Below are 13,421 nucleotides of genomic sequence, written 5' to 3'. Positions count from 1 at the left end.
AGGATTCACATCAGAAGTCGTAGGACAACCCCAGCCAGACCTGGCGGCCCGGTTGGTAGATTTTGTAAGTGCCACCGTTCCAGGACATCGTGTCGCTCTGGTTCTTGTTGTTCAGCACGTTGTTGACCTGGGCGTTGAAGCCCAGGCCGTGGGCGAACGCCGGCTTCCACTCAAGGCTGGTGTCCCAGCGCCACAGCGAACCGATCCGCGCCGAGCTGTACTTGCGGACACGCAGGTTGCTGTCAGGTAACGGGTAGTAGCCGTCCACGCCGGTGTCGTGCTTGTACACCTGATCGCGACTGCTCTCCCACGTCAGGCGGTTGAACAGCGACACGCTGTAGTCCTGCCAATCGGCCTGCCAGTCCAGGTTGAGTTTCCAGGGCGCGTTGAAGTCGCTGGCCGGCAGGTCCTTGGCATCGATCACCTTGCCCTCGAACCAGGCCTTGCTGGGGTCCAGTTTCATGCTCAGGTCGATTTCGCTGTAGCCCAGTTCCAGGGCCGTGTCGCTGCGCGTCTTCTGCCAGGCGAGGGCGGCGCTGAAACGGTGCTCGGCGTGCAAGCCGCGCAGCGGCTCGATCATGCTGACGCTCAGGTAGACGTTGTCGCTGTCGGTTTTGCTGTCGTTAACAAATTCCTTGACGCTGCGCTTGTCGGAGGCCCTGCTGTCAGGGTACTTGGGCCGGCTGCGCACTTCGTCGCGGTGCTTGCGGTTGACGTACTGCAAGGCCCACAGGCTGTTGCCCCAGCGCTGGTCGATACCGAGCATCAGCTCATCACTGTAAGGCGTTTTCAACTGGTCCAGGCCTTCATAGTCCGGTGTGGCGTCCCAGGTCCCGTCGCCTTCATCAATCATCGGCCAGCAACCGAAGTAACAGTGTTTGAGGCCACCGTTTTGTGCGCCATACAGCGCATAGGTCAACATTGAGCTGCCGTAGTAACGGTTGGCGCCGGCCTTGAGTACGGTCGCGCCGTTGCCGAAGGCGTCGAAGGACACCGACAGGCGTGGCGCCAGGTTGCTGCGCTCGACGAAATCGTCGCGATCCAGGCGCAGGCCGGGGCGAACGGTCAAGCGTCCCCAGTCCATTTCGTCCTCGGCGAACAGGTGGTAGCTGGTGTAGCGGGTGTTCGCGGTGCCGGCGAAGAAGGCATCCACCTGCCGCAGGTTGATGAACTCGTCCATCATCGTGAAGTTGGCGGCGTAATAGGTTTGCTCGCGCTCGAACTCCGCATCCACGCGGTTGAGCCCGGCACCCAGGGTAATGCGATGCCCAAGCCCGGCGGCGAAGATCCGGTCGAAGGCAAACTGCCCAGACAGCTCGAGGGTGTCCTGGTAGCTGTTCAGGCTGCCGGGGCCGCCGTAATCGTAAGTGCTAGGGTTGCGCCAATCGCTGGAGTCGAGCAACGAGACCCGGTAGTCGGTGTCGCTGTCGCGAATATCGGTCAGGTGCCGGTAGCTGGCGTTGAGTTCCAGTTGGCCCAGTGAGGTCAGGTGCTCCAGCTTGAGGATGCTGGCCAGGCCATCGTGGCTATTGTGGTAACCGGAGTTGGCCACGGTGTTCTGGAACATCTGCTCCTCGTAGCCTGAGTACAGCACTGTCCAGTGCACCGTAGTATCCGGGGTGGCGTACCAACTGAACTTGCTCGACAGGTTGTCGGACTGGCGCCGTTGCATGCGAGTACTCGCCGGATGGTTGAAACCGATCAGCTCTTCGCCCTCAAGCTCGAAGCCCAGCCCGCCGAGGTCACGCATGGGGATTTTCGAATCACGCCGCGAAGCGCTGACCACCACCCCGAGGTTTTCCGCCAACTGCGTTTCGCCCCAGAAGCCATAGTCGCTTTTCTGATAGTTGGGCTGGAAGCGCGAGGGGTGCGAGGCGCTGTTATTGGCACTGTCGAAGTCCAGGCTGTCGTCAGTGAAGGTGCGGTTCCAGTCGGCGTCGGTGTGCCGGTAGTAGATCCGCCCGGCCTGACCGCCGCGCCAACTGCGCGAAGTGGCCTCTACCACACCCCCGGTAAAGCCGCTGTAGCGAGCGGAGATGTTCGAATCATGGACTTCGAGGCTCTCGACCAGGCGGCTGTCCAGATAAAAGCCCTGCTCGCTGGAGGTGCCTGAAGCCAGGGTCACGCCGTTGCCAGCATCAACGGGGTCCAGGTCATTGTTCATGCGCATGCCGTCCAGGCTGAACAACCCCTGGTAGGGGCGTGAACCATGGATCGAGATCGAGTCGGGCTTGATTTCCCCCTGACTCATGCCGTTCTGGCTTTGATTGGAGAACTGCACCAGTGGATGGCTGCGCAGCAGATCGGTCAGGTTGCTGTTGGCCTGGGGGCGCTTTTCGATTTGCTCGGCGGTCAGCTTGAACGGGTGGGCGAAGCGGTTTTCTTCTTGCAGTTCAGGGCCGGTCACCGCGGTACTGGGCAGCCTCACGCTGTCGATTTTCTGCGCCTTGATCAGATAGCCGCCATCGGCTACTTCATAGGTCAGCCCGGTCCCGTCGAGCAGCAGTTGCAGGCCGGCCACCGCGCTGAAATTGCCTTGCAGTGGAGGTGCCTGGATCTTGTCGACCAGTCGCGCATCGAACGCCAGGCGAATCCCGGCATGCTCGGCAAAACGTGCCAGGCTCAAACCCAGCGGCCCGGCGGGCAGGGAAAAGTAACGTTTTTCAGCAGACTGCCCAACACTGCGCCCGGCTTCTTCGGCCAGGGCAGGAGGCACAGCAACCAGCAACAATGAAGCACACAGCAACGACGGAAGGTGGGGGTGATGACGGAACATCAATCGGGATCCTATGCAGTCTCGATGCAACTCCACCGAAGTGGAAATCATTATCGATTGCTGTGCCGATCCAGATTGAAAAAGGGACAAGGGTGTTCAGCAGATTTTCAGTGGGAGCAATTGCCTGGACTGGGAAAAGTCCGATGTCGGTGCCTAGGGTTCACCCGCGATTCGCTTGGCCAGTGCAGCATGACCGCTGGCATCGTCACTGCGGGATATCACCTGGATGACGGCCATGCGATCGCCGGAACCTGCGATAAAGGTGCTGTTCAGGGTTTTGCCGCCGCCCAGGGTCGCCGTACTGTCGACCCGGCGCACCCCCAGGCCGTTGCGGTTCAGGCGCGCTTCGCCGGTTTGTCGAAAGTCCGGCAGCGCGGCGCTCTGGCGGTCGACGAAACCGGTGACGGCGCCGTCGAGGAAGGCATCGTCGTTGTCGCCGGGGCGAGAGGCTTCGGGCAGCGGTTTCTCGATCACCATGACCACACGCTTTTCCTTGGCATTGGCATACAGGGTGCCCACGGCGCCAGCGCCTTCGCTGTTTTGCTCATCGGCGCTCAGGGGGCTGGCGTCAAAGCCTGCCGGCAGGCTGAAGCTGAACTTGCCACCGAGCACCGCGACCTTTACTGCCGGTGCCGGCTTGGCAGCGGTTTTGCTGGCGGCGTGCAGGTTCGGCAGGCCCAGCAGGGCGACCACGGCCAGGGTCAGCGTCAGGGTTCTTGTGTTGAAAAACGACATACAGCCTCTCATGGGTGCAGCGGGTAGCAGGATGGCTATGCTCACATAAACCTACTCACTCGGTAAGCCCCGGGTTTCCCGTCGGCCAGACGGTCATGACGGGCTGCCTTGAGGGGGCTATCGTTGCTTGTCCGGGCAACGACTACCAACAGAGGGCGGTGCCATGAACACCAGTGATCTACTCGAACAATTACTCCGGGCCGGGCAGGGCTCGCAAGCGCAACAAGGGAGCGGCGGCATGTCGTCGCAAGACCCCATGGGCGGTCTGGGCGGCTTGCTGGGCGGTCTGCTTGGCGGCAGCGGGGGAGGCGGTGGCAGCGGCGGACTCGGTGGTTTACTGGGCGGCCTGTTGGGGGGCGGTAACAGCAGTGGTGGCGGCTATTCCCAAGGGCGCTCCGGCGGTGGCACCAACTACGCCGCCCTGGCGTCGTTGGGCATGATGGCGTTCCAGGCCTACCAAAGCTGGCAGCGCAGCCAGGCGACGGCCCCGCAACAGCCGGTGCGTACCGTCGATCAATTGTCCGGCCCCGAGGCCGAGGACCATAGCCACGCGATCTTGCGCGCGCTGATTGCGGCAGCCAAGGCTGACGGACGCATCGACAAGCAGGAAGAACAGTTGATCTACGCTGAAATCAAACGTCAAACCAGCGACCCGCAACTGCAACAATGGCTGGACACGGAAGTCAGCAAGCCACTGGATGCTGCCGAGGTGGCCCAGTCGGCCCGGGACCCGGCCATGGCCGCGGAAATGTACCTGGCCAGCGTAATGCTGGTGGATGACCAGCAAGACGCAGAGCGGGCCTACCTTGATGAACTGGCCGGCGCACTGCAAATCGATGCGGATTTGCAGGTGCACCTGGAACAGCAGGCCAAGGGCACCGCCTAGCATGTAGGAGCGGGCTTGCCCCGCGATGCGCTGTAGCTGGTATATCTGCATCGCGGGGCAAGCCCGCTCCTACCGGCCGAGATCTGTTGCGCACAAAAAAGGCCGCCTCGCGGCAGCCTTCCTTGTAGCGTTCGAGCGGAGAATCAATCCCAGCTCAAAGCCCCACCCGTCTGATACTCAATCACTCGAGTCTCAAAGAAGTTCTTCTCCTTCTTCAAGTCCATGATCTCGCTCATCCACGGGAACGGGTTGGTGGTACCTGGGTACTCTTCCTTCAAGCCGATCTGCGACAGGCGACGGTTGGCGATGAACTTGAGGTAGTCCTCCATCATCGCCGCGTTCATGCCCAGTACGCCGCGCGGCATGGTGTCGCGAGCGTATTCGATTTCCAGCTGGGTGCCCTGCAGGATCATCTGCGAGGCTTCTTCCTTCATTTCGGCATCCCACAGGTGCGGGTTTTCGATCTTGATCTGGTTGATCACGTCGATACCGAAGTTCAGGTGCATGGACTCGTCACGCAGGATGTACTGGAACTGCTCGGCAACGCCGGTCATCTTGTTGCGGCGACCCATGGACAGGATCTGGGTGAAGCCGCAGTAGAAGAAGATGCCTTCCAGAACGCAGTAGTAGGCGATCAGGTTGCGCAGCAGTTCTTTGTCGGTCTCGACGGTACCGGTGTTGAATTCCGGATCGGAGATCGCGCGGGTGTAGCTCAGGCCCCAGGCGGCTTTTTTCGCGACCGACGGGATCTCGTGGTACATGTTGAAGATCTCGCCTTCATCCATGCCCAGCGATTCGATGCAGTACTGGTAGGCGTGGGTGTGGATCGCCTCTTCGAAAGCCTGGCGCAGGATGTACTGGCGGCACTCGGGGTTGGTGATCAGGCGGTACACGGCCAGGGCCAGGTTGTTGGCAACCAGGGAGTCGGCGGTGGAGAAGAAGCCCAGGTTGCGCATGACGATGCGACGCTCGTCGTCGGTCAGGCCTTCCGGGTTTTTCCACAGGGCGATGTCCGCGGTCATGTTGACCTCTTGCGGCATCCAGTGGTTGGCACAACCGTCCAGGTACTTCTGCCAGGCCCAGTCGTACTTGAACGGTACCAGCTGGTTGAGGTCGGCGCGGCAGTTGATCATGCGCTTTTCGTCAACCGCGACACGGGCAGCGGAACCTTCCAGCTCAGCCAGGCCTTCGGCGATGTCGAGCTTGTCGAGGGCAGCCTTGGCGCGCTTGACGGCTTCGGAGTCGTCAGCGGTGACGGCGCGGGCTTCCAGGGCGGCGACACCGCCGGCGCTGTCGAGTTTGTCGATACCTGCGGCAGCGGCTTGCGTGGCGGTGGTGCCTTTGGCGGCTTCTTCGCCTTCGTCTTTATCGAATTCGTCCCAGCTCAGCATGGTGGGTCTCCTGCTTGAGGGCCATATCAGTATGGCCGGTGGATCTTGGTTGCGGTGCTTGCGGTTGGGTACTGCTGTGCACGCAAAAACTTGGAATGCTTCCCAGGGGTGAGCCCTTGGGAGAGGTCGGGGTGGCCCCGACCTTATTGTTCAGCATTGTGGGAGGGGCGACGTTGTCGGCCCCATCGCGGGGCAAGCCCGCTCCCACCTGGCGTACTTATTGGCAGGCTTCGCAATCCGGCTCGTCGATCGCGCAAGCCTTCGGCACTGGCGCAGGGCCGGCTGCCTGGATGGGCGCGCTGTCGCCACCGCTGGACACGGCATTGAGCTTGCCGGTGTTGATGGTCGACTTCTCGGTGCTGGTCGCGGCCAGGGCACGGAGGTAGTAGGTGGTTTTCAGACCACGGTACCAGGCCATGCGGTAGGTGACGTCGAGTTTCTTGCCCGAAGCGCCGGCGATGTACAGGTTCAGCGACTGGGCCTGGTCGATCCACTTCTGACGGCGGCTGGCGGCGTCGACGATCCACTTGGTTTCCACTTCGAAGGCAGTCGCGTAGAGGTCTTTGAGCTCTTGCGGGATGCGCTCGATCTGCTGCACCGAACCGTCGTAGTACTTCAGGTCGTTGATCATGACCGAGTCCCACAGGCCACGGGCCTTGAGGTCGTGAACCAGGTACGGGTTGATCACGGTGAACTCGCCCGAGAGGTTCGATTTCACGTACAGGTTCTGGTAGGTCGGCTCGATGGACTGCGACACGCCGGTGATGTTGGCGATGGTCGCGGTTGGCGCGATGGCCATGATGTTCGAGTTACGAATACCTTTTTGTACGCGGGCGCGCACCGGGGCCCAGTCCAGGGTCTCGTTGAGGTCGACGTCGATGTACTTCTGGCCACGGGCCTCGATCAGGATCTGTTGCGAATCCAGCGGCAGGATGCCTTTGGACCACAGCGAGCCCTGGAAGGTCTCGTAGGCGCCACGCTCGTCGGCCAGGTCACAGGAGGCCTGGATGGCGAAGTAGCTGACCGCTTCCATCGACTTGTCGGCGAACTCGACGGCAGCGTCGGAACCGTAAGCGATGTGCTGCAGGTACAGCGCATCCTGGAAGCCCATGATGCCCAGGCCGACCGGACGGTGCTTGATGTTCGAGTTACGCGCTTGCGGCACCGAGTAGTAGTTGATGTCGATCACGTTGTCGAGCATGCGCACGGCGGTGTTGACGGTGCGTTGCAGCTTGGTGGTATCCAGCTTGCCATCGACAATGTGGTTCGGCAGGTTGATCGAGCCCAGGTTGCAGACCGCGATCTCGTCCTTGTTGGTGTTCAGGGTGATCTCGGTGCACAGGTTCGAGCTGTGGACCACACCCACGTGCTGCTGCGGCGAGCGCAGGTTGCACGGATCCTTGAAGGTCAGCCATGGGTGGCCGGTCTCGAACAGCATCGAGAGCATCTTGCGCCACAGGTCTTTGGCCTGGATGGTCTTGAACACCTTGATCTTGTTGTACTCGGTCAGGGCTTCGTAGTACTCGTAGCGCTCTTCGAAGGCCTTGCCGGTCAGGTCGTGCAGATCAGGTACTTCGTTCGGCGAGAACAGGGTCCACTTGCCGTCATCGAAGACGCGCTTCATGAACAGGTCAGGGATCCAGTTGGCGGTGTTCATGTCGTGGGTACGACGACGGTCATCACCGGTGTTCTTGCGCAGTTCGATGAATTCTTCGATGTCCAGGTGCCAGGTTTCCAGGTAGGCACAGACAGCGCCCTTGCGCTTGCCACCCTGGTTAACGGCGACGGCGGTGTCGTTGACCACTTTGAGGAACGGTACGACGCCCTGGGATTTGCCGTTGGTACCCTTGATGTAGGAGCCCAGTGCACGCACAGGGGTCCAGTCGTTGCCCAGGCCACCGGCGAATTTCGACAGCATGGCGTTGTCGTGGATCGCGTGGTAGATGCCCGACAGGTCGTCTGGCACGGTGGTCAGGTAGCAGCTCGACAGCTGTGGACGCAGGGTACCGGCGTTGAACAGGGTCGGGGTCGAAGCCATGTAGTCGAAGGACGACAACAGGTTGTAGAACTCGATGGCACGGGCTTCTTTGTCTTTCTCTTCCAGCGCCAGGCCCATGGCCACGCGCATGAAGAACACCTGAGGCAGTTCGAAGCGCACGCCATCCTTGTGGATGAAGTAACGGTCGTACAGGGTCTGCAGGCCCAGGTAGGTGAATTGCTGGTCGCGCTCGTGATTGATCGCCTTGCCCAGTTTGTCCAGGTCGAAGTCGGCCAGGGCAGGGTTGAGCAGTTCGAACTCGACACCCTTGGCGATGTAGGCAGGCAGGGCCTTGGCGTACAGGTCGGCCATTTCGTGGTGGGTGGCGCTGTCGGCGACTTCGAGGAAGCCCAGGCCTTCGGCACGCAGGGTATCCATCAGCAGGCGGGCGGTAACGAACGAGTAGTTCGGCTCACGCTCGACCAGGGTGCGGGCGGTCATCACCAGGGCGGTGTTGACGTCCTTGATGGCCACGCCGTCGTAGAGGTTCTTCAGGGTTTCGCGCTGGATCAGGTCGCCATCGACTTCGGCCAGGCCTTCGCAGGCTTCGCTGATGATGGTGTTCAGGCGGTTCATGTCCAGCGGCGCCAGGCTGCCGTCGGCCAGGGTGATGCGGATGCTTGGGTGCGGCTGCACGCTGGCGTCTTCGGCGTGGCCCCGGGTGGCACGCTCCTTGGCACGCTGGTCGCGGTAGATCACGTAGTCGCGGGCGACTTTCTGCTCGCCGGCACGCATCAGGGCCAGTTCGACCTGGTCCTGGATTTCTTCGATGTGGATGGTGCCGCCCGAAGGCATGCGACGCTTGAAGGTCGCGGTGACCTGTTCGGTCAGGCGGGCAACGGTGTCGTGGATGCGCGACGAGGCGGCAGCGGTGCCGCCTTCAACTGCGAGGAACGCCTTGGTGATGGCCACGGTGATCTTGTCGTCGGTGTAGGCGACAACAGTGCCGTTACGCTTGATCACGCGCAGTTGGCCGGGTGCGGTGGCTGCCAGATCCTGGTTCGAATCGGCGGCCTGCGGCGCCGCGGCCTGCGGGTTCTCGCGAGTTGTGTCGGTTTGCATGGGTGTCTCCACGTTCTCTAAGTTTGTGTAGGCGCTTTGTGAGCGCCAACCGTTCCATCCGAAAGCTCAACTACCGACCCCGAGGGCGCGCACGAACCAGAGGTTCGGGCATGCCGCGCGGGGCGGGAATACTCACTTCGGGACAGTTCAGGAATTAGGGCAAATGCTTGCCGCTCCCTGGCCGAAGTCAAAGGTCTTGAGTCCACGGCTCAAGACTGTTGCTGTCGAGTGCGCCGATGGCTTCACCCGTACCCGAAACAACACCCTCACGGGGCTTGCAGCGGACGCCTGCGCTGGAGCGGTTTGGCTGCTGATCTCTTCTAAAGTTCCGGCAAAAAACTACCCGTTGAGGGCTTGAGTTCTTTGCTTCACTTGTGCTTGGGATTTTCAGGAAACCCCAAGATATAGTGTTTTGTTTCTCTTGGGATACAAGATAATGCGGTCTTGGGGCTAATGCAAGGTCGGGCTCTGTGGATAACTTGTGCGTATTTTGTGAGTGATTTCACTCAACCCCTTGTAGGCCGCGTCTTAGCGCGGAATGACCGCCCGTCACCGATTTTTTCGCAGGTTGCAGGGCCTGAGGCAGATTTTGCGGGCGCGAACCCTACCACAAAAAATCGGCTTGTCCGAGCGGGTTTTCTGCGGGTTTTTTACTGCTGGTAACGGCGGTTGGCAGGCGTCGGTGCCCGACGTAGTATCCGGAGCCAATGTTGCCTTTCGGTGAAGTGGGCACTCTTTATAACAACACGCTGTTGAGGTGAGCCGTGGAGCAGAGCAGTCGGGTATTGATTGTCGAGGATGACCAGCGTCTGGCCGACCTCACCCGTGAATACCTGCAGGCCAATGGTTTTGCCGTGGATGTGGAGGGCAATGGTGCCCTGGCGGCGGCGCGGATCATTGCCGAGCAGCCGGACCTGGTGATCCTTGACCTGATGCTGCCTGGCGAGGACGGCCTGAGTATTTGCCGCAAGGTGCGCCAACAATACCCCGGGCCGATCCTGATGCTGACCGCGCGCAGCGACGACCTTGATCAGGTCCAGGGCCTGGACCTGGGCGCCGACGACTATGTCTGCAAGCCGGTGCGCCCGCGCTTGCTGCTGGCCCGCATCAACGCCCTGTTGCGTCGCAGCGAGGCTGTTGCCCAGGCGCCGCAAGCGCTGCAGTTCGGTCCGCTGCGGGTCGACAACAGCCTGCGCGAGGCCTGGCTGTACGACAGCGGCATCGAACTGACCAGCGCCGAGTTCGACCTTTTATGGCTGCTGGTGAGCAATGCCGGGCGCACGTTGTCGCGCGAGGAGATCTTCACCTCCCTGCGCGGTGTCGGCTATGACGGCCAGGATCGCTCCATTGATGTGCGCATTTCGCGTATCCGCCCGAAAATCGGTGACGACCCCGAGCACCCGCGGATGATCAAGACTATCCGCAGCAAGGGCTACCTGTTCGTCCGTGAAGCGGCCGAAGCCATGGGCCAGGCGCAATGAACTCGATCTTCCTGCGCATCTATGGCGGTATGCTCGCCGCCCTGGTGCTGGTGGCGGTGCTTGGCGTGCTCAGCCTGCACCTGCTCAACGAGGTGCGCGCCGGCCAGTACCGCGAGCGCTTGGCCCATGGCACCTTTACCCTGATGGCCGACAACCTGGCGACGCTTGACGGCGTCGAACGCCAGCGCACCCTGTTGATCTGGGAGCGCCTGCTCGGCATTCCACTGGAGTTGCAGGCGCTGAGCAGCACCGCCCTCGACGGCGGCCAGCGCAGCCAGTTGCAACGCGGCCAGGTGCTGGTGGAAAAGACCGGCCCGCACGCCGCCAGAGTGCTGCGCCAGGTGGCTGACCAGGATCTGCTGCTGGTTGGCGAGGTGCAGCAGATCAGTGAGCAACTGGCCCGCGCCACCATTTACCTGCTGGCCGATGAGCTGGTGCGCTACCCGGTCGCCGAGCAGCCCCAGCGCCTGGCTGCACTCAAGCAAAGCAAAGGCTTTGGCTTCGACCTGCGCTTGCAGCGGGTCAACCAGACCGACATGGATGAGGACCAGCGCCGGCGCATCGATGAAGGCGACACCGTGATGGCGCTGGGCAAGGACGGCGATTCGATCCGCGTGTTTGCCGGCCTGGTGGGTACACCCTGGGTGCTGGAAATCGGCCCGCTGTACCAGATGAACCCTTATCCGCCGCACCTGCTGGTATTGATTGCCGCGTTGGGTCTGTGCCTGATCGGCCTGATCGTCTACCTGCTGGTGCGCCAGTTGGAGCGGCGTCTGTCTGGGCTTGAAGCCGCCGCGACCCTGATTGCCCAGGGCAGCCTGGACACCCGCGTCGCCGCCGATGACGCCGATTCGGTCGGGCGTCTGGCGGCGGCGTTCAACGGCATGGCCGAGCACCTGCAGCGTTCACTGACCATCCAGCGCGAACTGGTGCGGGCGGTGTCCCATGAGTTGCGCACGCCAGTGGCGCGCCTGCGCTTTGGTCTGGAGATGATCGCCAGTGCCAGTACCGATCAGGCCCGGGACAAGTACCTGACCGGCATGGACGGCGATATCCAGGACCTGGACAAGCTGGTCGATGAAATGCTGACCTACGCCCGCCTCGAACAAGGCGCACCGGCCTTGCATTTCCAGCGGGTCGACCTGGATGCCCTGCTCGACCAGGTGATCGCCGAGCTGGCACCGTTGCGGCGTGAGGTGCAGGTGCTGCGCGGCCCCTGCCAGGGTGGCGAAAAAGGACCGGACGGGCAGGGGCCGTGGGTCGAGGCCGAGCCGCGCTACCTGCATCGGGCGCTGCAGAACCTGGTCAGCAACGCCATGCGCCACGCCGAGTCACAGGTCAGCCTCAGCTATCAGTTGGGCGTGCAGCGTTGCCGGATCGATGTCGAGGACGATGGTCCGGGTGTGCCGGAAAGCGTCTGGGAGCGTATTTTCACCCCCTTTACCCGGCTCGATGACAGCCGCGCTCGCGCGTCGGGCGGACACGGCCTGGGTTTGTCGATCGTGCGGCGGATCATCTATTGGCATGGTGGCCGGGCCTCGGTGGGGCACAGTGAGCGCCTGGGCGGCGCCTGTTTCAGCCTGAACTGGCCGCGCAACCAGGACGGCCCATGACCACACCGATTGCCCTGCCGGCGTTGCTCGATGAAGCCCGCTTTGATGCACTGCTGCTGGCACTGTATGGCCCGGTATTGATGCCGGCGCAGCGGCCGGTGCTGGTCTCGCAGTGGTCCAAATACTACTTCGCGTTGGTGTGGCGGATGTTGGCTGGCGGTGCACCCTTGTCGGCGTTCAGCCATACCACGGTGAGGCTGGATGGGCGCGGCTTGCCGCTTGCGCTGGATGCTGAGGGGGCGCCGTGCCAGGGCCTGCAGGCGCAGCTGGCGGAACACCTGCAGCCCATGGTTGCGCGCCTGGCGCAGTTGGGGCCGGTGCCAGAGGCGGTGCTGTGGGGCAATGCCGGCGATTGCCTGGATCAGGCCCTGCACGGCGGTGCGGGCCATGTAGGGTTCCAGGCACTTTTGGAAACGCCAGGCAGCCCTCTATATGCCGCCGTCAGCCAGGATGCTGCAGGCCGGCGCCGGCGCCGTACCTGCTGCTTGAGCTACAAGGTCGACTGGGTCGGGCATTGCGAGCATTGCCCGCTACTACCTTGATGCTCAGACGCTGACCAGGCTCAACAGTTGATCATCCTGCAGGCAGAACTGCCCCTCAAGTTCGCGACCGTGGTGCCACTGCGCTGACAGATCGGTCAGCAGGCGCAAGCGTGCATGACCCTCGGCAGACCACTCCAGTACTTCGGCGTGCTCGAAATAAAAGCGCTGCTTAACGATGGGGTAGAGGGCCTTGAACAGGCTTTCCTTGAGCGAGAAGGTCAGGGTCACGGTCAGGCCCAGTTGGCTGGGGTCCATGCGCTGGATTTCGGCTTCGGTGAGAATCTCCCGGGTCAGGCGCTCGGCGCGCTCGTCGCTGAGCAGGCTTTCCTGATCCAGGCCCAGGCCCAGGCAATCGCTGCTGCGCGCCACCACCGCAGCGGCCCAGCCTTTGCCATGGGTGATCGAGCCACAGATACCGGCCGGCCAGATGGGCGCGCGGTCTTCATCGGTACCCGGGACATAGTCGCGGCCATCGAGGCGCATCAAGGCCGCACGAGCGCACACCCGGCCGGCCAGGTATTCGGCCTGACGCTTCGCCACCGAGCGTTGCAGGCTGGTGGTCTGCTCGATACCGGCGCGGGCAAAGTCATCGCTGGCCAGCAGGGCGGGGTCGAACGGGCAACTGACCAGTACCGCACCGGGGACCGGGCGGGGCAGGGGCCAATCGTGCAGCAGCGGGGCGCAGCAGGTGGGCAGTCGATTCATGGCCGCTATTGTGCCGTGGGTGTTGTGGGCTTGCCAGTGAAGATAACCGGAGACGGCGTTGTAGATGAGGGGCGACCTTTCACGAAATCGTTTTGTTCAGCCTGGGTTAAGCAGCGGTTCAGTTCTGGTTCAGGGCTCCCTGCATAACCTTGACTCCGCACCCAACCACAGCGCCAGGCGCGGAGATAACAT

9 protein-coding genes are annotated in these 13,421 nt (G+C 62.3%); 4 read left to right on the top strand and 5 right to left on the bottom strand.

Features of this window, described 5'->3' with window-relative positions:
• Positions 1-10: 10 nt before the first annotated feature.
• Both EXN22_RS21115 and EXN22_RS21110 read right to left on the bottom strand, forming a co-directional pair.
• On the bottom strand, positions 11-2,776 hold the full coding sequence (locus tag EXN22_RS21115; RefSeq protein ID WP_165392245.1) for a TonB-dependent receptor: 2,766 nt from the start codon (positions 2,774-2,776) through the stop codon (positions 11-13).
• Positions 2,777-2,929: 153 nt separating this feature from the next.
• Positions 2,930-3,511 (bottom strand): DcrB/PsbP domain-containing protein, encoded by a 582-nt coding sequence (locus EXN22_RS21110; RefSeq protein WP_130265888.1) that lies wholly within the window; start codon positions 3,509-3,511, stop codon positions 2,930-2,932.
• Between the two features lie 163 nt (positions 3,512-3,674).
• Here EXN22_RS21110 and EXN22_RS21105 point away from each other — a divergent pair, with 163 nt between their 5' ends.
• Positions 3,675-4,397: a tellurite resistance TerB family protein gene (locus EXN22_RS21105; protein ID WP_130265887.1), complete on the top strand. Its 723-nt coding sequence runs from the start codon at positions 3,675-3,677 to the stop codon at positions 4,395-4,397.
• A 143-nt stretch (positions 4,398-4,540) separates the two neighbouring features.
• Here EXN22_RS21105 and EXN22_RS21100 read toward each other — a convergent pair whose 3' ends face one another.
• Both EXN22_RS21100 and EXN22_RS21095 read right to left on the bottom strand, forming a co-directional pair.
• The gene (locus EXN22_RS21100) at positions 4,541-5,788 is read right to left on the bottom strand and encodes a ribonucleotide-diphosphate reductase subunit beta (protein WP_130265886.1); all 1,248 of its coding nucleotides are present in this window, start codon (positions 5,786-5,788) and stop codon (positions 4,541-4,543) included.
• Between the two features lie 217 nt (positions 5,789-6,005).
• Positions 6,006-8,888: a ribonucleoside-diphosphate reductase subunit alpha gene (locus EXN22_RS21095; protein ID WP_130265885.1), complete on the bottom strand. Its 2,883-nt coding sequence runs from the start codon at positions 8,886-8,888 to the stop codon at positions 6,006-6,008.
• 764 nt (positions 8,889-9,652) lie between these two features.
• Between EXN22_RS21095 and EXN22_RS21090 the strand changes: the two genes are divergently transcribed.
• The 3 genes from EXN22_RS21090 to fhuF are packed head-to-tail and all read left to right on the top strand — an operon-like array spanning position 9,653 to position 12,524.
• The gene (locus tag EXN22_RS21090; RefSeq protein WP_130265884.1) at positions 9,653-10,369 is read left to right on the top strand and encodes a response regulator transcription factor; all 717 of its coding nucleotides are present in this window, start codon (positions 9,653-9,655) and stop codon (positions 10,367-10,369) included.
• Positions 10,366-11,982, top strand: a complete 1,617-nt coding sequence (locus EXN22_RS21085; RefSeq protein WP_130265883.1) for an ATP-binding protein — start codon at positions 10,366-10,368, stop codon at positions 11,980-11,982. The genes EXN22_RS21090 and EXN22_RS21085 overlap by 4 nt, the downstream gene beginning before the upstream one ends.
• On the top strand, positions 11,979-12,524 hold the full coding sequence (gene fhuF, locus EXN22_RS21080) for a siderophore-iron reductase FhuF (protein ID WP_130265882.1): 546 nt from the start codon (positions 11,979-11,981) through the stop codon (positions 12,522-12,524). Before EXN22_RS21085 ends, fhuF begins: the two co-directional genes overlap by 4 nt.
• 3 nt (positions 12,525-12,527) lie before the next feature.
• Here the strand turns inward: fhuF and EXN22_RS21075 are convergent, their stop codons facing one another.
• Positions 12,528-13,229: a 4'-phosphopantetheinyl transferase family protein gene (locus EXN22_RS21075; protein ID WP_130265881.1), complete on the bottom strand. Its 702-nt coding sequence runs from the start codon at positions 13,227-13,229 to the stop codon at positions 12,528-12,530.
• Between the last annotated feature and the right edge of the window lie 192 nt (positions 13,230-13,421).

Origin of the sequence: Pseudomonas tructae, from assembly GCF_004214895.1 — a bacterium.
GTDB classification, from domain to species: Bacteria; Pseudomonadota; Gammaproteobacteria; order Pseudomonadales; family Pseudomonadaceae; genus Aquipseudomonas; species Aquipseudomonas tructae.
This window is presented reverse-complemented; position numbering and strand designations above follow the sequence as displayed.

Bases quoted from the DNA above. Each gene is read 5' to 3' on its own strand.
- EXN22_RS21115 (WP_165392245.1), bottom strand. From the start codon at position 2,776: ATGTTCCGTCATCACCCCCACCTTCCGTCGTTGCTGTGTGCTTCATTG.
- EXN22_RS21110 (WP_130265888.1), bottom strand. From the start codon at position 3,511: ATGTCGTTTTTCAACACAAGAACCCTGACGCTGACCCTGGCCGTGGTC.
- EXN22_RS21105 (WP_130265887.1), top strand. From the start codon at position 3,675: ATGAACACCAGTGATCTACTCGAACAATTACTCCGGGCCGGGCAGGGC.
- EXN22_RS21100 (WP_130265886.1), bottom strand. From the start codon at position 5,788: ATGCTGAGCTGGGACGAATTCGATAAAGACGAAGGCGAAGAAGCCGCC.
- EXN22_RS21095 (WP_130265885.1), bottom strand. From the start codon at position 8,888: ATGCAAACCGACACAACTCGCGAGAACCCGCAGGCCGCGGCGCCGCAG.
- EXN22_RS21085 (WP_130265883.1), top strand. From the start codon at position 10,366: ATGAACTCGATCTTCCTGCGCATCTATGGCGGTATGCTCGCCGCCCTG.
- fhuF (WP_130265882.1), top strand. From the start codon at position 11,979: ATGACCACACCGATTGCCCTGCCGGCGTTGCTCGATGAAGCCCGCTTT.
- EXN22_RS21075 (WP_130265881.1), bottom strand. From the start codon at position 13,229: ATGAATCGACTGCCCACCTGCTGCGCCCCGCTGCTGCACGATTGGCCC.